Raw genomic sequence first — 25101 nt, 5'->3', positions numbered from 1 at the left:
AAATACGTTATTGTTCTGAGTCTTGAATCTTATGTTTTTAATTTTTTTAAAAAAGTATATCTTTGTATACTTAAATATTTTGCTTTATGTTTTTCCATGGACTATATTAATCTAAAATTATTATGCTATATAAATTCTTAAAATATGTATTTTGAGGAAATTGTATAATTAAAAATCCAACATGAGTTCTAGAAAAGAAATATATTAATACATATTTCTTTTGTTAACTGAGGAAATAATATTACGGTTATTTATCAGAGTGATAAGGGAGGAAATATACATGCAGCAAGTATTACCTACAATATTTAGAGGAACTATTACATATATCTTGGCCTTAGTTCTTACTAGACTAATGGGGAGAAAAGTTATTTCTCAGATGACATTCTTTGATTTTGTAGTTGGTGTATCTATGGGTTCTATGGTTGCTAACCTATCAATAGGTAAAAATAGCACTGCAGCTACTGCATCAATATCTCTAATCATATTTGCAATATTAACAATATTAACAGGACTTGCTCATATTAAAAGTTCTAAGATTAGAAAGATAATTAACTCAGAACCAGTTGTTTTAATTGCTAGTGGAACTATAGTAGAAAATAATATGAAACGTGTACGTATTACATTAGAACAACTAACTATGAAATTACGTGAAAAAAATATTTTTAACTTAGGTGATGTGGATTTTGCTATTTTAGAAGTAGATGGAAAACTATCTGTGCTGCCTAAATCAGATAAAGCTCCTCTTACCCCTTCGCACATGAATATTCCTACTACCAATAAAGGTCTTATGAAAGATATCATAATAGATGGAAATGTTATGAGCGAAAATCTGAAAGATGCAGGATTAGATATGAATTGGCTTAAATCTCAACTGAATATGAGTGGAATAAAAGATATTGCAGATGTATTTTATGCCGGTATAGATAATACAAACATCCTCTATTTCTCTAGAAAAAATGCTGTTAATAAAGAGAAACATGGTAAATATGGTATAGAATAAATTCATTACTTATTATTATAATAAGATGAATAATTCTAGTTTATTTTTAAATAAAAAATTGCATAATTGAAACTATAACACAAGATTATTAAAGTTTCTTTGTTAATTATGCAATATCCTTAATTATTTACGTTTCATACTACGAATGAGCATTTTAGTTTGTTTGTCTACTCTTAAAGATTCTATAATCTTTTGCAATGCCTTGTTATATGTAAAATCATCTAATGTATTATTTTTTAAGTATTTCATAGTTTTTTCAGGAAACTTAACATAACAAATTGATATTGCCCAAGCAACAGCCATCTTCACATAATAACCTTCATGCTTTGTTTCATCTAATAATTTTAATACTCTATCGATGTAGTTTTCTTCTATATAAAAGTCAAGTAGCATTACAACAGCAAAACGTATTTGAAATTCTTCACTAGATGATAGATATGGTTGTATAAAATCCCAAACCCGCTCCATGTTTCTTTTTGTGAATTTTAAGCCTGTGCAGAAACTATCACAAACAGCCCAATTGTTAATTTTAGGTATAAAATTCTTAACATAATTTAGAATTTCCTCTATATCAGCTTTTACATGACCAAGTACCATTCCTTGTAACATAACTTCTTCGTAATACTTATCTTCTGCTGTACTCATATATTCTCGCCAATTTCCTTTAGCAATTTGCTTTGCGAGTTTTCTTAATACTGGCACTCTTACTCCAACAATATTGTCATTACCAGGGCATAATTTACTTTGAAAATTTTTATATTCTTCATCAGCTAATTCAAAAATTTGTTCTCTTATCGTCTTTTCCACTTTACCCCTCCTTTAAATCTTTTTTTAACTATTGATCATAGCTTTTTGCTTCTCTCTATAGATATAACCTTTGGCATACTTTAATATGACAAGCTAAATCATTACTATGTTATTATATCCTAAGCTAGATAAGAATCCAACTTAACCTGTATATGGTAATTAAATATAATCAAAATTTGTATACCTTTTACTAACTTTCCTCCAGCAATATGAAATGACATTAAATTTTACTAAATAATATAATAAAATGTTATAATAAGTTATTGTACTATACATATTCAATGGATGGAATTAATGTTTATAGTTACTTAGATGAAATTAGAAAAGCTGACTCTGAAATCTAAATCATAATTACTATTATAAATAAAATCAAAGAAATTTAATATAAAATATTTAACTTATGGTACATGCTATATTAAAAGGAGAGAATATTATGTCAATTAAATATGTATGTTCTGAATGTGGTAAAAAATATGATCCTAAATCCCTTGTTTTTAGATGCGACTGTGGAGGATTATTAAATCTTGAAAAATTTAATTTTACATTTTCAAAAGAAGATATTTTAAATAATGAATGGAGTTTATTTAGATATTTAAAAGCTCTTCCCTTTGATGATAATTTTACTTTTTGGAAAGATATCACTATGGGGGAAGGGTTAACTCCTATTGTACCACTTGAAAAAGACAATCCTAATTTGTTAGTAAAAGTTGATTACTTAATGCCTACTCTATCCTTTAAAGATAGAGGTGCTGTAGTATTAATTGCTAAAGCTAAGGAACTTGGAATAAAAAAAGTTATTCAAGACAGCAGTGGAAATGCCGGTACTTCTATAGCCGCTTATGCTAATAGAGCAGGAATTCAGTGCACCATATATGTTCCTGAAAATACGTCTTCAAAGAAAATCAAACAAATTACTTCTCATGGTGCAACTGTTAATATAGTTAAAGGAACTAGAGAAGATACTGCAAAAGAAGCTTTAAAAGCTGTAGAAAGAGGAGATGGATTCTATGCAAGTCATGTTTATAACCCTTTTTTCTACCAAGGCACAAAAACTTACGCTTATGAAATCTATGAGCAATTAAATGGTGAAGTACCAGAAGCATTAGTGATTCCAGTAGGAAATGGTACTTTACTTTTAGGATCTTATTATGGCTTCAAAGAATTATTAGCTCTTAAGCTTATAGATAAAATCCCTAAAATTATTGCAGTTCAATCTAAAGGTTGTGCCCCAATATATAAAGCCTTTAAGGAAGGAAACATTAATGTGAAAGAAGTTACTAACACAGGTACTCTAGCTGAAGGTATAGCAATTGCAGATCCAAAACGTGGAAAGCAAATATTAGAGGCTATAAAAGATTCAAATGGAGAAATTATCACAGCTTGCGAAAATAAAATTATTGAAACAAAAGTTTACTTATCACAAAAAGGTTTTTATGTAGAACCAACTACTGCAGCAACTTTTGCAGGATTTTTAGATTACTATAAAGAAAATAAATTAAAAGGTAAAGTAGTAGTTCCTTTATGTGGATCTGGATTAAAATCTGATATATAATATAAAATTACTGTTTAATTTACTACTTAAAGATGATATCTATATTGAAAATAGCCAGCTAAAATATATCTCAACACTTAGCTAGCTATTTTTAAAACTTCATTTTAGTATTCATTAGGCTATATTTTAAATTGTTGAGTTCATTATGTATAATTTTCGAATTTCTTGAAATATAGCCTATTCATTAAATCTCATTAATCAAGATCATCAAAATCAAACGCTGCTGCTTTTGTATAATTTGTAACCTTTGCTTCAAAAAAATCAGTCTTTGTATTATTTAATTTTGAGAAATTTTCAATCCACTCCATAGGATGCTTATCTATTTCTGGATATAAAGTTTCTATCCCTATGGCTGTTAGTCTTAGGTTTGAAAGATACTTAATATATTTATCTATTAATTCATCATTAAGTCCTAAAATTTCATTATTAGTTACATATTGCCCCCACTGTATCTCATGCTCTACCCCCATTCTCATCATCTGTCTAAATTCTTCTTCCAATTCTTCTGTAAATATATTTGAATTTTCTTTTTTGAGTTCCTTAATGATATTCTGAAATAGCACAAGGTGAGTAACTTCATCTCTATTTATATATTTGAAAACTGTGCTAGTTGCGGTCATTTTACCCTGCCTTGCTAAGGTATAAAAGAAACTAAATCCTGAATAAAAATATATTCCCTCCAATATATAATTTGCCATGATTACTCTTAAAAAATTATTTATTTCCGGTTCTTTATTAAACTTCTCATAAATACCTGCTATAAATTTATTTCTTTTAAGAAGAGTTTTATCTTCTCTCCATTCATCGTATATTTTATCCCTAGTAATTGGATTTGTAACTGTATCAAGTATATATGAATAACTCTGTGCATGTATCTCCTCTTGAAATGTTTGTATATTTAAAAGCGAAGAAACTTCAGCAGCAGTTATATACCTTGATATATTAGGAAGGTTTTCACTTTGTATTGAATCTAAAAAATTTAAAAAAGAAATAATTTTGTCAAAAGCATTTCTTTCTCCATCTGTTAAATATGGAAATTGCTTTACATCTTCATTAAGGGATATTTCTTCTGGTATCCAAAAGTTGTTAAGCATTGTTCTATAAAAATCCCTTGCCCAACTGTATTTTATTCTATTCCACTCTCTTAAATTAGTAGTATTACCATTTATCATTGACTCTGTTCCACGTTGACCATTTTCGTTAAATATCATTTTTTTAAGCATAAACTATACTCCCCCTCGTCTTCACATATATCCTCTTTAAATATAATTATTTTAAAGATATGCTTAACTTGAACAACTTGTACATTCGTCCATTTCTAAAGATTTATTTCTTACATAATAAATTGTTTTAAGTCCTTGTCTCCAAGCTTCCATATACATATTTAGAATTTCTCTAGCTTTTATCTCTGGAGTTATATATAAATTAAAAGATTGAGCTTGATCTATGTGTTTTTGTCTAGTAGCACAAGCTTTAATACTCCATTGTTGATCTATAGTATGTGCTTCTTTGTAATACCAGAAATTTTCTTCATTTAAATCTGGTGCTGTTTTTGGTGTAAAACTTCCCTTCTTTTCTTCTATAAAAAACTTCTTAAACACAGGATCTATTCCTGCAGTAGTATTAGCTATATTAGAAGTACTAGCTGTAGGAGCAATGGCCGTAATATAACCATTTCTTATACCATGCTTTTTAATATCGATTTGCAATTTTTTCCATCTTTCAGAGTTATAGCCCCTTCTCTCAAAGTATTTTCCTGTATCCCATTCTGAACCTTTAAAAACAGGATAACTTCCCTTTTCCTTAGCTAATTCCATAGAAGCTTTTATTGCCACATAAGCTATCTCCTCAAAAATTTCATCTGCTACTTTAATATGTTCATCACTTTCCCACATTATTTTGTTATTTGCAAGAAAATGATGATATCCACTTGTCCCCAATCCAATTGCTCTATACTTATCACTAGTAACTCTGGCCTCTTTAACAGGTAGTTCATTAAGAGATATAACATTATCAAGCATTCTTATCTGAAGAGGAATGCACTTATCAAAATCCTCTTTTTTAACTTTGCTAAGATTTATTGAATTAAGATTACAAGTTACCATATCTCCAGCCTTAATTTTTTGAATAACCTTTGGAAAACCATTTTCATTAATTATCTCTTCTTTACCCAATTCACTTTCACTCATATTTTGAGCTATCTCATGACATAAATTTGATGAATATATCATACCTTCATGCTTATTAGGATTTGCTTTATTTACAGTATCTCTAAAGAAAATAAAAGGAGTTCCTGTCTCTACTGCACTTTTCATTAATTTTTTCATAATATCAAGTGCTGGTACTGTATCTCTTTTAATATAAGTATTTTTCTCACATTCTAAGTATCTCTTTGTAAACTCTTTATTATCAACATCATCAAAATAATCCTCTAGCTTATATCCCATTATCTTCTCTATCATATATGGATCAAATAAAGACCAATTTTCTCTTTTTTCTAATCTTTCCATGAATAAGTCCGGGATACTTACAGCGGGAAAAATATCATGAGCCTTTCTTCTATCATCTCCATTATTAGTTTTAACATCAAGAAAATCGAATATATCTTTATGCCATATGTCTAAGGTTATAGACGCACCACCTTTTCTCCTGCCAAGCTGATCAACAGCTACTGCTGTGTCATTATAGAGTCTTATCCAAGGTATAACTCCACCAGATGCATTTTTATGACCTCTTATTTCACTATTTAAAGCTCTTATCTTCCCAATGTAGATGCCTAATGCTCCACCATGTTTTGAAACTTGCGCAAACTTTTGATTAACATCATAAATTGACCATAAATTATCTCCCACAACAGATATAAAACAACTACTTAATTGATAAAACGGTGTACCTGCATTTCCTAATGTAGGAGTAGCTACTGTAACTTTTAGTTCACTTAAAATATCATAAAATTTCTTTGCATAAAAAACTTTCTTACTCCCCTCAGGGATTGCTAAATGCATAGCTATAGTCATAAAACGTTCTTGAGGAAGCTCTAATATCTCTCCATTATGCCCTTTAATTAGATATCTGTCTTTTAGTAATTTTAAGCCCTCATAATTAAACAGTTCATCTCTTTTAGGCACTATGTAATCTGCTAACTCTTTTATTTCTTCATCAGAATAGTTTTGCACTAAATAATCTCCATAAAGTCTCATACTAACTAATTTTTTTACTAACTTATAATAATCTCCATAACCAAAGTTATTATATTCTCTACTAATCTTAGCTTCCTTGTATAAGTCACAGCATAAAAGTCTTGCAGCAACATATTGCCAATTGGGATTGGTCTTTTTAATATTGTTTCCATTCTGGTCTTTACTGTTTTGAATAACCTTTTCAATAGCTGTTTGTATTAAAATTTTTTGAATTTCCTTTGTATTCATACCATCTCTAAATTGAATTCTAGAATCTAGTTCTAGTTCTAGAGGATCACAGTCTTTTATACCCTCACAAGCTAACCTAACCATTTTTTTCGTTTTCTCTACTTGTAGTGGTTCATATTGTCCATTTCTTTTTCTTATTTTAATATTCATTGTCCAAACCTTACCTTTTCTTTATTAATAAATTTTATTATAAAATAATTATTTTTAAATAAATTATATAAGTATTTATCTTTAAAATCAACATTATAAAACCATTATTTCATAAAATAATCTATATATATTGTATAAACACCTTATTTTTTCACTATATATTGTATGTTTTTGCTATATGCATAAAACACACCTATAAACTACCTTAAAAGTAGCTTATAGGTGTGTTTATTACGTAATCACTTTTCATTATAAGAATCTGTAATTTTTTTGCATAATTTCGAAAAAGTTTTTAATTCATTTTCATTAAGTGTTTTTTCTATTAAATCCATTATCTCTTTTCCAAATTTTTCTGTCCTTCCGAGAAACTGTTTTCCTGCAGATGTAATAAAAATACTATAATATCTACGGTCAGTTTTTTGTCGTTCTTGCTTTATGTAGCCTTTCTCTAAAAGACTTTTGTTTAATTTTGATATACCCGGCTGTGTTATTCCTCTTATTTCGGATAACTCTTTAGTTGTTTTGGGACCTTGCTTATCTAAAATATCTAATATATAGTATTGAGCAGTTGATATACCTTCAATATTAAATCTATTTATACTACTAATAATCATACACTGAAAAGGTATATAATTTTCTTCTAATTCTCTTCTAGCCATTGTTTTCACCCTTTCTTTTAGAAAATATACTCTTTTAAATATTTTCCGGTAACTGAATTTTTATTGTTAATTACATCTTTCGGTTCTCCTTGAAAGATAATTTTACCACCATTTTCTCCAGCTTTTGGGCCAAGATCAATTATCCAATCCGCTTGACTTATTACATCTAAATTATGTTCTATCACAATTAAAGTACTCCCTTGATCAACTAGCCTATTCATAATATCTATTAACTTTCTTACATCTGATACATGAAGTCCTGTAGTTGGTTCATCTAATACATAAATATTACCTTTACTATCCAATCTAGCAGCTAACTTTAGTCTCTGTAATTCTCCTCCAGATAAAGTATTTAAAGGTTGACCTAAAGTTATATAGCCAATTCCTACATCAGCTAATTTTTTTAATACTGAATATATTTCTTCTTCTTTAAAAAAGTGAATTGCCTCGTCAACAGTCATTTTTAAAACTTGGCTTATGTTTCTTCCCCTTAGTTTGAAATTTAATACTTTATCTGTAAATCGCTCTCCTTTACACACTTCACAAGTACCTACAACAGTATCCATAAAAGCCAAATCAGTATAAATAACACCTAATCCTTTGCATTCTGGACATGCTCCTTCTGAATTAAAACTAAAAAAAGATGGTTTAACATTATTTTCTTTTGCAAATAAATTTCTTATAAAATCAAACATACCTGTATAAGTTGCAATATTAGAACGTATTGAAGCATGTATTTGTCCTTGATCTATAAAAATTGTTTCTGGATAAATCTTTGGTATTACTCCATTAATAAGAGTGCTCTTTCCTGAACCAGCTACACCAGTTACTACAGTCATAACACCTTTAGGAATATCTACATTAATATTTTTTAAATTGTGCAAATTTGCATTTTTAATTGACAAGCATTCCTTTGCTTCTCTAGTATTAAGTTTTATTTTGGGTCTATATTGCAAAAAGTTACCCGTTAAAGTATTGGATTGTAATAATCCATTTAAAGTTCCTTTGTAAACAATGTTACCACCTTCTATACCAGCTTTTGGTCCCATATCAATAATATAGTCTGCAATCTTTATTATATCAGGATCATGTTCAACAATAAGAACAGTGTTCCCTTTATCTCTTAACATTTTTACTAATTTATTTATTCTGCCAATATCGTGTGGATGTAATCCAATACTAGGCTCATCAAAAATATAAGTAAGCCCTGTTAAACTACTTCCTAATTGTTTAACCATTTTAATTCTCTGCGATTCACCACCAGAAAGTGATGAAGTTTCACGATTTAAGCTCAAATATCCTAATCCTATAGTTTCTAAATACTCTAGCCTACTGATTAATGCTTTTACTACAGTTTGGACAGATTGTTCTTTAATTTCTCTCATAAATATTATTAAATCATTTATTTGCATATTTGTACAATCTGCAATATTTTTCCCATTAATTTTGGAAGATAATATTTTTTCATTTAATCTTGCCCCTTTACACACAGGACATATTTCTTTAGTAACAATTCTATTAATTTCTTTTTTATATTTATCCTTTTCTCCGCCCTCTTTTTTTAAAAAGCTTCTTTCAATTCTTGGTATAAGACCTTCATACAAAGATGTCTTTGGCCACTCTGGATCATCTGTTTCAATTTTTATATCAGTTTTATTTAAAAGTAAATCTAGTTCTTTTTCATCATAATCTTTTATTTTTTTATCATTGTCAAACAAACCTGAATGTATATATCTCTTTAATCGCCATCCACCAGGCTTAAAGGTAGGAAACAAGATAGCCCCTTCATTAAGAGATTTATTTTTATCTAATAATTTATCAATATTAATGCTATCAACCTTCCCTAATCCATCACAATGCATACACATTCCAGCAGGATTGTTAAAAGAAAAATTTTTAGAATATCCAACAAAAGGTTTGCCTATACGGGAAAAAAGAAGCCTTAATAGTGGCGCTATATCTGTGATAGTCCCTACAGTGGATCTTGAATTCCCACCAATTCTTTTTTGATTTATTATAATAGCAACGGATAAATTTTTAATTGAATCTACATCTGGCTGCCCGTAATGTGGCAAACGGTGCCTGATAAAGCTAGAATAAGTTTCATTTAGCTGTCTTTGTGATTCTGCAGCAATAGTATCAAAAACTAAGGATGACTTACCTGATCCAGAAACTCCAGTAAAGACAGTGATTTTTTTCTTGGGTATTTCAATATCAATATTTTTTAAATTTTTTTCTCTAGCTCCTATTACATGAATACTTTCTTTTATGTCCATAAATAACTCGCCTCCAAATAATTTATACCTGCAATAATATACATAACTTAGTTAATGAATAACTAAGTTATGTATATTTTACTACTTATCTAATTTACTATCAATAATTTTACTTCCATATTGTAAAATTTTTTATAATTTATGAAGTTGCATTTTCTCTAAGTATTTAATTAATTGTTTTGTAAACGCTAAAAACACCTTATAAACTACTTGGAAAGTAGCTTATAAGGCGTTTTACTTAGGAAACAACAAGCTATTTAAAATAACAATGTAACTTAAATTAGCCCATTAATGAAGCTAATGTATTAATAAATGTATTATAATCAGTGGAACGTATAAGTTGTTCCACATTTTCTGGTTCTGAAATAATACTAATAAAATTATCAAAAATGTTTACAAATAAATTACGTTCTTTCTTATTAAAAGCAATCATTGCAATAATTTGAACATAACTCTCTCCCCACTTCACAGGTTTATGATTTATTACTATAGAAATAGATGATTTTAATGCATTCATATGCATAGAATGAGGAACTGCCACATTATTATTAAATACAGTATAAGACATCTTTTCCCTTTCAATTACATCATCAATGTAAGATTCATTTACAAATCCATATCTAACCATACCCTTTCCAATATGTCGAATCATTTCAAATGCATCATTTAAATATAAATTTTCATAAAAAATATGAGGGTTAAAAAGTTGGATAAGCTGCTTTTTTAAATAAAATTGCTCTTTTTTTCTTTTAAAATTCAAAATTTTATTATTAATATTATCAATTTCTCTTTCTGTTAAAAATGGTGGTACTATTATTAAATCTGTTTCTAATGGAATATTTAACTCCACTGTTGAGATAACTAAATCTGTATCTATTTTTTTATAATCTATATCAATAGTTTTATAAACCTTTTGTATTTCAACTTGTGCACCAAAATAATGATTAATAGTATCTATCATATTCTTATGAAGATTGTAATACTCTGGATAAATTAAAGTAACTGTTATTTTTTTATTACTACTCTTTTTAGGTTCAAGAAAGGCAACTATATGCAAAGCTATATAAGCAATTTCATCCTCGCTAATAGTAATGTGTTCTTCCTTTTGAATATAGTTAGATATAAATACAGCCAAGTCATAAATCAAAGGATAAGTATATTTAATTTGTTGTGTCAGAGGATTTTTTGAAAACCGATTATGATAAGCACGATTAATTAAATTATGGATATGAAACATAAATCTTATTAAAAATTGATCATCATAAAGATCTACCATATAGTTTTCATAAACTTCTTTAAGAATATCATTAACCAATTGAATTTGTTTAGGCTCAATATACTCAGTTAAATTCTCTTTATTTAGAACATCCTGCCTTAAAATAGTAGTTTTACCAACAAGTAATACTGTTAAATAGTATATCTCTGACTCATCATAGATTACATCAAAAACAGATTCAATAAATTTAGCTATTTCTTTTGCTGCTTTGTATTCCCTTTTATTATTTAAAACTTCAATAGACTCACTATGAATATTAAGATGATTCTTAATTCTATAAGTTGAAATCATTATGTGAAGAAGAATATTTCCTATAACATATTCATTAACATAAAGATTATAAGAACTTAATATATCAATCATCTTTTGTTTAAATTCCCCCAAGCTATAACCAAAAAATTCCTCAATAGTTTCTAAATTTAAAAATTTATTATTAGATTCTTCATAAAATATATGACTCATAAGTTTTCGTTTATTTTGCTCTACTCCGTCAAGAATTACTAAGTCCCCTTCCCTATGGAAGGATAAATCAAAGCTTTTTAAAATGGCTTTTGACTTTCTTAAATCGTTTTCTAAAGTAGGCATACTAACATAGAGAATATCACAAAGATCAAAAAGATCAACACCCTCACCGTGTACAACCATCTGATTTAAGAGATAATACATACGTTCATCTGGAGTTTGAGGTTTATCTAAAATCTGGGAGTTACGGGCTCCATATTCCATATAAGTATAATAATCTAATTTATAACCTAAATTTGATGAAACAATCAGAGTTTTTTTTTCATATTTCAAATTAATAGCATTTACATATTTTCTAATAGTACGAGAGGATACACCAAAATGATTCGCTAACACACTTGCTTTTATCCACTGTTTTTTTTTAAATAGAAAATCAATGAATGCTTTTTCTCTCTCGTTATTCATAACAACACCTAACTTTTCTTTAAAATTAATTATATTAACATTACATCATAGAATAAACATTGTCAATTTAAAAAATATAAAATCATTACAAGAAATCCTTCATAATAAAACTATTAAATAGGTTCCTACTTATAGGAATTTTTTTTATTTGATGACAACACTATAAAATGAGAAAATAAATCAAAGAATAAATTAAACAAACTAAAGATTTTAAAGGAGGAATTATAATGAATGAAAAAAACGTTCTAATTGTATGTGGTGGCGGAGCATCAAGTGGATTTCTAGCTCAAAGTATTAGAAAGGCAGCAAAAAAGAAAGGTATATCAATTAATATTAAAGCACGTAGTGAATCCGAAGTAGATGATTATATTAGTGATATTGATGTTTTATTATTTGGCCCTCATTTAAAATATATGGAAGATGACTTAATGAGTAAAGGTAAAGCTAATAATGTGCCTGTTGCAATGATTGACCAAATGATTTATGGAAGTTTAAATGGAGATAAAGCCTTAGAATTAATTTTAGAATTACTACAAAAATAACCCATAGAAAGGAGCAAAACTATGAAAAAATTTATTGAATGGATGAACGAAAAATTTGCCCCAGCTATGAATAAAATCACACGAAATCCATGGGTATCAGCTATTCAAGACTCTATTATGGGAGTATTACCTTTAATTCTTGTAGGCTCCCTAATAACTATGATATCAATTCTGAATCAATATTTTCCTAACATGCCTGATTTTTCGCCAATTTCATCTTTTTCTTTTGGATTAATGAGTATTTTTATTGTATTCTTAACACCTTATTTTATTATGGAAAAACAAAAGAAAAATGATAGAAAACTAGTTTCAGCATTAACAGGTGTAGCATTATTCTTAATGTTATTAAAACCAAATTTATCTGAGGGAAATATTACCTTTAGTTTTGAGAGATTAGGTGCTAATGGAATGTTCGTTGCTCTTTTCGTAGGAATTATAGTAGGAGCAGTTATGTATCTATTTAGCAAAATATCCTTATTTAGTGATTCAAGTTCTTTACCTGATTTCATTATTGTTTGGTTTGATACAATTATTCCAATTTCAATTTTACTTGTTATAGGTTGGATTTTTACCTTCCAATTACATTTTGATTTATATGCAGCTATTTTAAAAATTTTTCAGCCATTATCTTTAATCGGACAAAGCTTTGCTGGATTTGTTCTAGGTACATTTATTTGTGTATTCCTATACTCTTTTGGAGTAAGCCCTTGGGCTCTATATCCAATTATATTTCCTATATGGGTTGCAGGAGTTGAGGCTAATGCTCAAAATATTGCTACAGGATTGCAACCACAAAACATTCACACCTTTGAAACTTTAATGGGTTGGGTATGGATAGGTGGTATGGGAACGACATTAACACTTGTATTATTAATGTTATTTGTAGCAAAATCAAAACGACTAAAAGCTATGGGAAAAGTAACCATAATACCATCACTTTTTAATATTAATGAACCAGTGGTATTTGGTGCACCAGTTGCATTTAATCCTATTTTAATGATTCCAATGTGGCTCAATGGACTAATTATACCATCTATAACTTATATTGTCTTAAATATGGGCATGGTTACAATACCTTCTAAGGTTATGCAACTTTGGTATTTACCAGTGGGGATTTCTACCTATTTAGTTAATTTTGATTTTAGAGGATTGTTATTATTAGCTGCAAATATTTTAGCATCATTTATAATTTGGTATCCATTCTTTAAGGTTTACGATATTCAAGAAACAAAAAAAGAACTAGTAGAAGAGTAATAAAAAACAGCCGGGAGGTTTAGTCATATGTTAGATTATGAAGAATTAAGTCAAATAAGTATGCAAATTATTTTAAATGCAGGAGATGCACGAGCAATAATTGAAGAAGCTTTAATAAGTGTTGAAGAAGGTAATTTTGATGAAGCTGATGAAAAAATGGATGAAGCAAAGAAAAAGATTTCCCTTTCTCATTCTAGCCAAACAAACGCTATCCAAGGAGAAGCTATGGGGGAAAAAATACCTTCTTCTGTACTCTTTAATCATGCTCAAGATACATTGATGGTAGTTATGAGTGAATGGAATACAGCTAGACGTTTTATAAAATTATTTAAACAATATGATGCTCGTTTGAAAAAACTAGAAAGTGGACAATAGATTAGTTGTAAAAAGGAGTAAATAAAGATGAGATATAAAAATCCTAGAGCCTTTCCAGATGATTTTTTATGGGCAGCAGCTACAGCTGCCTATCAATTTGAAGGAGCTTACTTGGAAGATGGGAAAACCATGTCGATTGTGGATGCCAATATTAATTCCAACTATGCAAATACAAGCATAACCTCTGATCATTATCACCATTTTAAAGCAGATATAAAATTAATGAAGGAACTCGGAATGAAAGCATATAGATTTTCTATATCTTGGCCACGTGTGTTACCTAACGGAAGAGGTAAAGTCAATGAAAAAGGAATTGAATTTTACAAACAGCTTGTAAAAGAGTTAAGAGATAATGGCATTGAACCTTTAGTAACTATCTATCATTTTGATTTACCACTTTGTTTACAAGAAGAATATGGTGGATGGTCTAATAGAAAAATTATTGATGATTTTGCTTATTATTGTGAAGTTCTTTTTAAAAATTTGGGACAGGAGATTAAATATTGGTTTACCATTAATGAACAAAGTAATATGTTTCTTCTCCCCTACCTAATGATTTTTAATAATGAAATTTCCCTAGAAAAACAAAAATATGAAATGAATCACATTATGATGTTAGCACATGCTAAAGCCATTAAGCTTTTTAGGGAAATTGTTCCTACAGGGCAAATTGGACCTGCTATAGGTATTTCACCTAATTATCCTAAAAGTTGTAAACCTGAAGATATTCAAGCTGCAAAAGAAGCAGATGACTTTCGTACTTATCTATTTACAGACCTTTATGTACATGGATATTATCGAAAAAATGTATGGAAGTACATGGAAGAAAACAACATTGCACCAACCATAAAAAATGGAGATATGGAACTAATCGCATCTGCAAAACCAGATTTTTTAGGTATTAACTACTACCAAAGCAGAGTTGTTGGATATGCGCCAGAAAATGCAGAAAATAGAGATGTTACTCTTAATACTGAAGGAAAAAAAGGATCAACTTCCTTTGAAATTATTCCTGGTCTTTATGAGGGCTTCCCCAATCCTTACCTAAAAAAAACAGATTGGGATTGGGAATTGGATCCTATAGGATTAAGAGTATTGTTAAATGATTTAAATGATAGATATCATTTGCCCATTATAATCACTGAAAATGGTATAGGTGGTATTGAAACTTTAACAGATGATAATAAAATTCATGATGAATATAGAATTAATTTTTATAAAAACCATTTAACTCAATGTAATTTAGCTATTAATGATGGTGTTAAATTATTTGGTTATTGTCCATGGTCTTTTATGGACTTATTAAGTACCACTAGTGGATTTCGTAAACGCTATGGATTTGTCTATATAAATAGAACTGATGATGATTTAATGGATTTAGGAAGAATAAAAAAAGATAGCTTTTATTGGTATAAAGATGTTATTCACTCAAAGGGAAAAAATTTATAATAAATTCTCTCTAAATTCATTTTTTATTTTTATAAATTCTTCCATATCATTTAAGAACTGAATAAGCATAGCTCTATTTTCAAACTCATCTCTAGTTGAAGGTAGAGCCATTTCTTTAAAACTTTTTCTCAATATCTCTACATCATTTAATAAATTTTCTGCTGTATTCTCTTCATATATTGAGTTAGCTACCTTTATTGTAAAATCAGAAATCATAATAGTTTGTTCGTAAGTCATAAAAAAATGTTGAAAATGTGCTTTCATCCTTTTCATAGTCTTAAACTGTTTTATCCTCATTTCTATGTACTGTACATAATAACTTACATCTAATAAAAAATAGTTGTTTAAATTTTTATATGCTCTTTTTCTAGTCGACTTTAATTTTTTTTCGAGAACACTAAATAATTCATCATCTTTTATTGATGTATAATGTTCTTTTAAAGCTTCTGCCATGTGAAAAAGAATTTCCTTCATCTTTTCTTCAATATAAATTTGATCCTGTTTAATTTTGTTCTCTGTATTTGGCATATAGAGATTTAATAAAAGTGCAACTCCTATCCCCACAACCATAAGTGCCAACTCATTTCTAATCCAAAATAAAGAAACTGATTTTTCAACAAGCAAATGAGTTACAAGAACAGAACTTACAACTATCCCCTCTTGTAAATTAAATTTAGCTGTTAATGGAATGAAAATTAACAAAAACAAACCAAAAACCACATAATTATAGCCTATTAATTTAAAAAGGATAAATGAAATTAATAAAGCTAAAAAACAAGCATATATTCTTTTTAAAGCCATTTCAATAGATTGTTTTCTTGTACTTTGAATACTCAAAATAGTAATAATCCCTGCAGATGCTGCGTATTCAATCCCAAGTTTTTGTGCAATAATCATAGCAATAACACTACCTATACCTGTTTTTAATGTCCTGTATCCCATAAATTTCATATTAATTAACCACATTCCTTTTAACTTTAATTATATTTATAAAGTCTAGATTGTATTGTATTGATTTTAATCTGTTACTATTTTTTTAATAAATAAACTGCATAATTAGTAATTTGAAATACGTAGTGTAAGTCATGTACTTGTTCAATTATGCAATTCCTTTAAATAACAAGTATAATATAAATATAATATCATTAATTACAAAAACCTTAAAGAAAAAAGCTTATTAAATTATAATTTTTAAAAATGATATAAAAGACTTGCCTCATATATAGATTTATTCACTTTGCATCTTTTCCCACATATATTTTATAATTTTATTTATAAAAGAACCAAACAACTTTTTAACTTTACTAATGTTTATATCATAGTAATATGTTGAATCTAGCCATCCTTTGCTATCCCAATATTTATAATCTAACATTGAAGTATATGTCTTGCTTCTCAAACCATTAAACATATAAATTTCATAGAAGCCTGGTACAGGTAATCTTTTACTTTGTATTGTTTCATAAAAGTTTGTAGTCAACTTTTCAATATTTTTATATTTTTTGTCAAAATATTTTTTCTTAAAAAGCCTATTGTTGCCATCTTCCTTAAAAAACATAGGTGAAATAATTTCTATAGAACCTGTTAAATTACATCCCCATCCACAAGCTGTCATTTTAAGATATTTTGTTACTGCTTTTTGACCTCCTCCTGCTGTTGTTACAATTGTTAGTGCAGGTTTTCCAACCAGTTCTGGTCTATGGAACAAATAAGAAAATCTTTCTATCATTCTTTTGAATGAGCCTGTTATTTGGCACGCATATACTGGTGATACAAAAATAATACCATCAGCATTTATAAGTTTTTGCTTTATTGTTTTTAAATCATCTTCAATAGGACAATAATTTTCTCCTTTATGAAAGCACAAACTACACCCTCTGCAATCTTCAATATTAAGACTTTTTAAATACACATATTCAAATTTTGTTTGATTTCTTTGATTTCTTTCATTAATCTTATTTTCTATTAGTTTACATACACTGTACCCATCCTTTTTACGTGGACTTCCCATCAATATTAGTATATTCATTTATAACCCTCCATTTATTTTATAATATAGTTAATCTTAAAGCTACGATATCCAATGTTGGATATCGTAGCTTTAAGATTAACCTATCTAGCTTTCACTTTCTAGATAGGTTAATTCTATTTTTTAAGCATTTTAATAAGCTCTTCAAGTTTTTCAGCTGCTTTCTGTGGATTTGATGTATCAAGAATCTCCTGTTTAAATCCTTCAATATCTAATTGTTGGTTAGAACACTTCATGACTTTATCCATATCTTCTACCGTAGAAAAATCTACTTCTTTAATAAAATCAGAAATTTGTTTGCTTAACAACATACAAGAATCAATTTCTTCGAGTAGTGTTTCATGCCACTTAATTTGATAATCTAAACTTGATAACATCATTTCAAAACAAACAGCCTCTACTTTTAAGGTTTGTTCTTTTACTTTAATTTTTTGCCATTCCCTAGTTCTTTCCTTTTTCGCCTTTAATAATTTAATATGCCTTTGCACCTGTGCTACGATTTCCTTTTTCTCAATACCATTTAAGATAGGATAAATAATAAATTTATCTGACCCTATATCATAAATTTCTTTATTCAGTTCTTCTTTTAAACATTGTTGAAGTTCTAACTGTCCTTTAGAAGTCATCTTATAAATCTTTCTCTCTTTAGCTCCTATATTTTCCTTCTTTAAAAGCTCTATTAACCCTTCTTTTTCAAGCTTATTAATAGCGTAATAAATAGAACCAGACTGGATTTTAGTCCAGCTATCCATATGATTAGCTTGAATGAATTTTTGAATCTCATATCCATGAGTTGGCTTTATACTTAAATAATATAATATAAATGCTTTAATCATTTATTTTACCCTCCATAATATCCAACATTGTATATTTATATATTATATTCAACATTGGATATTGTCAATATTCTTTTTCTTATTTATTACTCATCCTTTATAATAAATAACTTTTGGTTGTAAATAAATTAGCTAATTAGAGTTAATTTATTCCGAGAAATTATTTTCATTAATGTTATATATTGACAATATTATTCTAAACATTTACTATGTAGGTAATATAAGGAGGTGTTTTTTTTGAATAATAAATTTAAATCTGTTAAGAAAGCAAATGCCTTAGCTCTTTCAGCAGCTATATTATTAGGTGCATCTACACCTGTTTGTGCTTTAGAAAAAACTCAATGGGAAAAAGATGCTAAAGCACAAGTTACATCCAATGATAATTCTTATATACTTAATACTTTAAAGGGGAATTCAAAAATTTTAAGTACCGAAACTAGTGCTCCTGCTACTTTCCAAATTTCTAAAGATAACTGGGATGGTTCTCCAAATTACACAATTTCAATGAATCTGTGGTATGGTACTAATGGTGATGTTTGGAAACTTTACGAAAATGGCAAATTAGTCAAAGAAGTTAAGCTTGTAAACAATTCACCAAATGCCCAACATGCTGAAGTTAAATTTACTGATAAAAGCAATGGAACATATAAGTATACTGCTGAACTTATAAATTCAGCTGGTGTTACAAAATCCCAAAATACTATAGTTCATGAAGTAACTAAGAATGATAAGCCTATCGAAGTTCCACTACCTGAATCTGCTAGTGGAGAACCTGCTGTAGGATATACTGTTTTAAATGAAGACGATACCAATTTTGAGTGGGCAGTATTTGTTTCAAATCCTAATAAAAAGTATGTATGGGAAGGTAGTAGTTTTTCTTTATGGGGAATGTCTTTTGAAACTGATAATGAAATAACCTCAATTTCTAATGCAGCCTCTTTTAAACAAGATGGTAAAAAGGTAATTATTAATGTAAAACAAGAAGAAAGATTTTTACCTTATGATACTACTAGAATATTTGTGGTTAAAGGCAAAAAAAACTCTTCAAAAGTACCTACAAACTTTAATTCAAACTTAATTAGAGGAGATATTTCTTATCCTACTTTTGCTTCTCTTCCTGCAAGCTTTACTAAAAATAAACCTGATTTAAATGAAAAGGATTTAATATCTAACAAAGATGATTACTATAATCCTAAAGTTAAAGTTAATACTGGAAATAAACTTATGTATGATAATCCAGCATCAAGTACTCAACTTGTACTACCACTTCCAAAGAAAATGCCTGTTCCTGTAAATGGCGTAGATGGTTTAAGAATCTGGATGCCTTCTAAGTACTTAGCTATGGGAATTGGTACAGGCACTGAGTATTTTGGATTAAATCCAAACTTTATGATTGGTTTGTCAATAAAAGAAAACTTCACTTGTGGACTAGCTCCCTTAAAGTCCGGTTACACAGAAAATATTGTTACAATTGATGGCGAAGATTGGTCATGGCCGATTCAAAAGAAACATCCAGATGGTCCTTTTCAACAAGAAAAAGGTAACTTTAACGAAATAAAAAAACAATACCCTGATTATTTTCCTGATTCAGCAGAACACGGAAATTATGTAACTTTAAAAACTGGTGAACCTGATGATCCATCTTATGTGCATGCTGCTATGTCTTCTTACATGAGTCTTACAATGACAAGAGAACTTTTATATGCTATCCCAAATAATGATTTTAAAGGTTGCTTAAAGCAATGTAAAGATCCTTGGGCAGAATTCGTTTTAGTTGATAATGCTTACAATAGAGGTGTTTATGGCTTACTTCAAAGAAAATTATTCACAGAGCATAGAGATCAGCTTATTAACTCCTCTGACATAAATAAAGAGTTTAATCTCTCTGGATTTGCTAATCATATTGAAAATATCGAAAATGTTATCAAAGCCATGGATTCAGAAACAGAAAACTTCTATGATGCTGAAATAACTTGGAGTGATATGGAAAACTACTTCAAAGAATTAAGATTATATTATGGAAGAAGCATACCAAGTGATGATGAATGGAATGCTATGAAAGAGGATGTTAAAAAAGCTTATGATGTACTTTCTAAGCATTGGGGTGGAGACCATGTATCTTTAAGGTATGATTTCTTAACACTTCTAAGAGTTTGTGAAAAGCATCTTCCTGAAAACAAACAACCTGCTCCATCTGGACCTTCATGGATAGAACAAATAAACTCAGCTAATAATATTGGCTAGTTAATTTACCAATATTATTGTGTAAGATCTAGTTACTATGCTGTTAGATAGTACAACAATTATTGTGTGTTAAAATATAAAAGCTCTTAAGTGCATTTTTACACTTAAGAGCTTTTTATATTAAATCTAGCTACTTTATTTATTACTTTCCAGTTACATTTACAACTAAATCATCACTTCTAGTTGCACCAGCTTCATTAATAAGCTCTACATAGTAGGTATATTTACCAGTCTTTCTTTCAGTTACTTTGAAGCTATACGTCTGAGCTTGAGGAGTATTAGAAACTAAATTGGCTTCACTAACTAAAACCCCATTCTCATATAATCTTATTTTGTCTCCATTAACTCCCCACCACATATTCATAGTAATATTATAACTATCTTTATTTTCCCAGTTATCATGAGTTAATACTGGTTTTGCTGGTTTTTCTTTAGATGATGGATTATCTTCTTTTACAATTACTTTTAAAGTATTACTTTCTATCTTATTGTCTTTTCCTACTATCTCCGCTTTATAAGTGTATTCTCCTATTTTTTTACCTTTGAATTCTTTAGTAAACACTTTTTTATTTAACCCATCAATACTCTCGCTTAAAACCTCTACTCCATTTTCATATAGTTTAATTAAGTTACCTTTATTATTTTCTAAAACTTCTATAGATATTTTGTAATTTCCTATGTTAATTTCCTTATCTACAGAAATAACAGGTGCAATTAAAGCATTAGGATCTAATACTTCTACTACTATACTGTTGCCTTTAGAACTACCATACTTATTGATAATCTCTGCAGTATAAGTATATGTTCCTTTTTTCTTTTCCTTGAAATTTTTTATTATATCTTTAGAAGATGAATCACTTAACTTTTCTTCTAAAATCAATTCATTATTTTCATATAACTTAACTTTATCGCCTCTACTAGCTGCTGGTATAGCTATATTAATATCATAATTTCCATAGGTATCATTATTTTTCAAAGATAATACTGGCGCTTCAGGTAATTTGTCGTCTGAAGGTATATCTCCACCTCCAAAAAATCCTTTATAAATGACATCTGTTAAACTGCTTCCTTTTAGAGGCGCATCTCCTGCTAATTCCCAGAAAATTATTCCACCATAATTGTTATCTTTTACATATTTAACTTTTTCACCTAAAGAAATCTCATCTTCATAAGTATACATTTCTCCTTTGGATTCACTATATAAATAAGGAACTTTTGAATAAGGGTCTCTGTATTTTTTAAAAGATGAATCTTTCTCTAAAGTGCCTTTTATATAATGATACGGATTGCATCCTGCTGCACGTCCACCATCCCATGTTCCTTTTGCTCCACCAGTTGCTGTAGCAAATAACCCTGGAAGTTCCTTTATAGGTCCGTCATTTTTTACGCCTTTCCATCCACGAGAATAATATGGCGATCCAACTACAAGTTTGTCTTTTGGTATACCATAAGATTCAAATAACTTCATTGCTGTATCTACATTATAATACTCTCTTACTAACTGATTCTCATGATTATCATAAGGATTTTTATATAAAGGTGATTGATGCCCTGTTACATTTTCCCAAGCACCATTCATATCATATGTCATAATGTTTATAAAATCTAAATATTCTGAATATTTTTCAGGTTCAGTCTTCTCTATTTTATCTTTTCCACATCCAACTGCAGCAGTAAGTTCATAGTATTTATTATCTTCTCTGCCAGCATTATTTAATGCTTCTCTTAAGTCCTTTAAAAGAAGTGTAAAGGTTTGTTTTTCTCCTTCATCTGCCCAAGGTGTTCCTTGGTCATTAGGATTATCTATAGTATCTCCTTCTCTTTTAAAAGTAGGATATTCCCAGTCTATGTCAGCTCCATCTAAATTCCACTGACGAATAAATTCTACAACACTATCAGAAAAAATTTTTCTGTTTTCTGGAGTTTTTGCTACACCATTAAATCCGGCTGATTGACTCCATCCACCTATAGATATAAGCACTTTTACATTTGGATATAACTTCTTGTATTTTTTTATCTGTCCAAGATTGCCATTATAAGGTGAATCCCAACCATCACCAAAATTCATTTCGGTAGCAGCCCATTTATCAAACAAAGCAATCTTATTGTTTTTTATGGTTGCAAATGCATAATTTATATGAGTAACTTTATCCCAAGGCACGTCAGATATCTTGTAATTATTATGTCCTCCATAAACACTCCATTCTGTAAAATAGGCTACAACTCTTTTTTTAGATTGATTATTCTCACTGGCTTTAACATCCCCCCCTCTCACAGAAATAATGCTAAACAAGATAAATAAAGATAGAATCCACCCCATATACCCTTTTAGCTTATTTTTTTTACAATTTGTCATAAAAGTTTCCTCCTTTATAATTATTTATTACTCCACTTGACATATTTATAATATTTGGGAAACATTTCATAACTTTTAAAACACTAATTAATATTTATAATTTATTAATTAATCGTTTTCCTAATTACAATTTTTATTATAACATTGTATATTAAATGATAAAAATTGGATTTAATTCAATTTAATTCATGTAATCATTTAAATCTATCTATTTTTATACTTTTCTGACAATATCTTCATTTTGCTTTGTTTTACTAAAATAGCTCTTGACAAAATATTGAGATATTCTAAATAAATTTATATGTTGATTATACTCTAACTCTTATCTTATATAATTACATATTCTTACTTATATTGACTGTTAAGTTTTGTATTTTGTTTTTGATTTTTATATTCTTTACCTTTAGGTATTGTAACAATAATCAAAATTGTTATTTTATAAAAGTTAATTAAACTAAAAAATATATTTAATTTTTAAAAAATAATTAAATTTAAAAATTTTTTTAACGATAATTAATAATGTAAATTATTTTTTAACTAATAATTACTAAGGGAGGTTATAAAATGAAAAAAATTGTCAAAATAAAAGGATTTGTCGGAGCATTAATACTTACATTCTCATTTTCTACAATAGCTTCAGCAAAACCAATGCCCAAAATTCAACAGAAAAATAGTAAAACTGAGGAAATGCTTAAACAGAAAAAGAATGACAAAATGGCAATGGAATTACAAAAAATAAATATTAAATTAGATAAAATTGAAAAGGATATCAAATACACGTCAGAAAGAATTAATAAATATTTTAGTACAGAAGCACAGAATCAAGACGAGGTCGATCAAGAAGAAACTAACCAGGATACAGAAAACCAAGATGTAGTAAATGAAGAAGAAAATAATCAAGAAGTAGAAAGCCAAGATCCAGTAAGTCAAGAAGAAACTAATCAAGATGTAGAAAGCCAAGATCCAGTAAATCAAGAAGAAACTAATCAAGATATAGAAAGCCAAGATCCAATAAATCAAGAAGAAACTAATCAAGATATAGAAAGCCAAGATCCAATAAATCAAGAAGAAACTAATCAAGATGTAGAAAGCCAAGATCCAGTAAATCAAGAAATAATCACTGAAGAATCCGAAAACCAAGCTACAGTAGATCAAGAAGAACTTAATAATGAAGTAGAAAATCAAACTACAGAGGATGTAGTTACTACAACTAGTGAAGAAAATCCAATATTAGAAAACACAGATACAGAAACCGTTACCGAAGAAGATCAAGATGCTATAAATGAGGAAGTATCAGATGTTACAGAAGAAAATACTGAGGAAGAAGAAAATATATGTGGCTATAGCTTTATTGGAAAACTAAATTCATTAAATAATAGAATTGAATCAATAAAGAAACAATTAAATTCTCCATCAGGTAAACTTGATAAAACTAGTGAAGAATATGCTAAAATAGTTGATAGAATAGTTAAACTAAAAAAAGATATTTCTGATAACGTGGAAAAATTAAAAAATTTCCAAAGTCCTGTTTTGGAAAAATTAAAAAATAAAATAGCTGAACAAAAAGAGTATACTCCTAAAAATAAATCAGTTGAAACTAATAAAACTTGGACAATAAGATTTAATAAAAATCTTAAATTAGAATCATTTAACGGAAAAAATATATTTGTAGTTGATTCTGATAATACTCTTGTTGAAACTAAAATAGCTTTTGATAAAGAAACAGGAGCAATTAAAATTACACCAGTAGAGAATTATATAAAAGGGAAAAAATACACTCTATTTATAAGTAAAGATGTAAAATCAGATAACGGATCAGTACTTAGCCAAGCAACAAGAGTTCCATTTGAAATTAAATAAATTAAATTTTAAACTGTCCATAGATTTGTGTAAATTATAATAAGTAAAGAGGATGTAGGTTTTTTTAACCTACATCCTCTT

Annotated in this window: 17 protein-coding genes and 1 pseudogene; 8 read left to right on the top strand and 10 right to left on the bottom strand. The window is 28.5% G+C overall.

The genetic code is table 11. The features are described from left to right. Positions 1-280 precede the first annotated feature (280 nt). Positions 281-1000 (top strand): YetF domain-containing protein, encoded by a 720-nt coding sequence (locus tag OW729_RS14895; RefSeq protein ID WP_268062344.1) that lies wholly within the window; start codon positions 281-283, stop codon positions 998-1000. A gap of 123 nt (positions 1001-1123) precedes the next feature. Here the strand turns inward: OW729_RS14895 and OW729_RS14890 are convergent, their stop codons facing one another. Continuing rightward, the gene (locus tag OW729_RS14890) at positions 1124-1807 is read right to left on the bottom strand and encodes a DNA alkylation repair protein (RefSeq protein ID WP_268062343.1); all 684 of its coding nucleotides are present in this window, start codon (positions 1805-1807) and stop codon (positions 1124-1126) included. Between the two features lie 433 nt (positions 1808-2240). Between OW729_RS14890 and OW729_RS14885 the strand changes: the two genes are divergently transcribed. Continuing rightward, positions 2241-3359: a threonine synthase gene (locus OW729_RS14885; RefSeq protein ID WP_268062342.1), complete on the top strand. Its 1119-nt coding sequence runs from the start codon at positions 2241-2243 to the stop codon at positions 3357-3359. 194 nt (positions 3360-3553) lie between these two features. On the opposite strand, the gene OW729_RS14880 is transcribed toward OW729_RS14885, so the two are convergent. The 5 genes from OW729_RS14880 to OW729_RS14860 form a co-directional block, all read right to left on the bottom strand. Next, entirely contained in the window at positions 3554-4582 is a 1029-nt protein-coding gene (locus tag OW729_RS14880; RefSeq protein ID WP_268062341.1) for a ribonucleotide-diphosphate reductase subunit beta, read from the bottom strand. Between the two features lie 63 nt (positions 4583-4645). Next, positions 4646-6937, bottom strand: a complete 2292-nt coding sequence (locus tag OW729_RS14875) for a ribonucleoside-diphosphate reductase subunit alpha (protein ID WP_268062340.1) — start codon at positions 6935-6937, stop codon at positions 4646-4648. A gap of 239 nt (positions 6938-7176) precedes the next feature. Continuing rightward, complete coding sequence (locus OW729_RS14870) at positions 7177-7596, bottom strand: MarR family winged helix-turn-helix transcriptional regulator (RefSeq protein ID WP_268062339.1); 420 nt, start codon at positions 7594-7596, stop codon at positions 7177-7179. Between the two features lie 17 nt (positions 7597-7613). Then, entirely contained in the window at positions 7614-9872 is a 2259-nt protein-coding gene (locus OW729_RS14865; RefSeq protein WP_268062338.1) for an excinuclease ABC subunit UvrA, read from the bottom strand. Positions 9873-10152: 280 nt separating this feature from the next. After that, a complete protein-coding gene (locus tag OW729_RS14860; protein WP_268062337.1) occupies positions 10153-12075 on the bottom strand; it encodes a BglG family transcription antiterminator in 1923 nt (640 codons plus the stop codon). A gap of 227 nt (positions 12076-12302) precedes the next feature. Here OW729_RS14860 and OW729_RS14855 point away from each other — a divergent pair, with 227 nt between their 5' ends. The 4 genes from OW729_RS14855 to OW729_RS14840 are packed head-to-tail and all read left to right on the top strand — an operon-like array spanning position 12303 to position 15695. After that, positions 12303-12617 carry a PTS sugar transporter subunit IIB gene (locus OW729_RS14855; RefSeq protein ID WP_268062336.1) on the top strand — a complete coding sequence of 105 codons (315 nt, stop codon included), beginning with the start codon at positions 12303-12305 and terminating at the stop codon, positions 12615-12617. A gap of 21 nt (positions 12618-12638) precedes the next feature. After that, positions 12639-13871 carry a PTS sugar transporter subunit IIC gene (locus OW729_RS14850; protein ID WP_268062335.1) on the top strand — a complete coding sequence of 411 codons (1233 nt, stop codon included), beginning with the start codon at positions 12639-12641 and terminating at the stop codon, positions 13869-13871. A gap of 27 nt (positions 13872-13898) precedes the next feature. Further along, positions 13899-14246 carry a PTS lactose/cellobiose transporter subunit IIA gene (locus tag OW729_RS14845; protein ID WP_268062334.1) on the top strand — a complete coding sequence of 116 codons (348 nt, stop codon included), beginning with the start codon at positions 13899-13901 and terminating at the stop codon, positions 14244-14246. Positions 14247-14273: 27 nt separating this feature from the next. After that, positions 14274-15695: a glycoside hydrolase family 1 protein gene (locus OW729_RS14840; protein ID WP_268062333.1), complete on the top strand. Its 1422-nt coding sequence runs from the start codon at positions 14274-14276 to the stop codon at positions 15693-15695. On the opposite strand, the gene OW729_RS14835 is transcribed toward OW729_RS14840, so the two are convergent. The 3 genes from OW729_RS14835 to OW729_RS14825 all read right to left on the bottom strand — a co-directional run bounded on the left by OW729_RS14835 (position 15690) and on the right by OW729_RS14825 (position 18560). Beyond that, positions 15690-16646, bottom strand: a complete 957-nt coding sequence (locus OW729_RS14835) for an aromatic acid exporter family protein (RefSeq protein WP_268062332.1) — start codon at positions 16644-16646, stop codon at positions 15690-15692. The two genes, OW729_RS14840 and OW729_RS14835, sit on opposite strands and share 6 nt — an antisense overlap. A 277-nt stretch (positions 16647-16923) precedes the next feature. Then, positions 16924-17724, bottom strand: coding sequence for a flavodoxin family protein (locus OW729_RS14830; protein WP_268062331.1), 801 nt, complete (start codon positions 17722-17724; stop codon positions 16924-16926). Positions 17725-17840: 116 nt separating this feature from the next. Then, positions 17841-18560, bottom strand: coding sequence for a PadR family transcriptional regulator (locus OW729_RS14825; protein ID WP_268062330.1), 720 nt, complete (start codon positions 18558-18560; stop codon positions 17841-17843). Between the two features lie 237 nt (positions 18561-18797). Between OW729_RS14825 and OW729_RS14820 the strand changes: the two genes are divergently transcribed. Beyond that, the gene (locus tag OW729_RS14820; RefSeq protein WP_268062329.1) at positions 18798-20804 is read left to right on the top strand and encodes a chitinase N-terminal domain-containing protein; all 2007 of its coding nucleotides are present in this window, start codon (positions 18798-18800) and stop codon (positions 20802-20804) included. A 135-nt stretch (positions 20805-20939) separates the two neighbouring features. Here the strand turns inward: OW729_RS14820 and OW729_RS14815 are convergent. Continuing rightward, positions 20940-23160: pseudogene (locus tag OW729_RS14815) on the bottom strand (glycosyl hydrolase family 18 protein). A 564-nt stretch (positions 23161-23724) separates the two neighbouring features. Between OW729_RS14815 and OW729_RS14810 the strand changes: the two are divergent. Continuing rightward, the gene (locus OW729_RS14810; protein ID WP_268062327.1) at positions 23725-25020 is read left to right on the top strand and encodes an Ig-like domain-containing protein; all 1296 of its coding nucleotides are present in this window, start codon (positions 23725-23727) and stop codon (positions 25018-25020) included. Positions 25021-25101 lie beyond the last annotated feature (81 nt).

The sequence above is a fragment of the Clostridium brassicae genome (assembly GCF_026738875.1).
GTDB lineage: Bacteria > Bacillota > Clostridia > Clostridiales > Clostridiaceae > Clostridium_H > Clostridium_H brassicae.
This window is presented reverse-complemented; position numbering and strand designations above follow the sequence as displayed.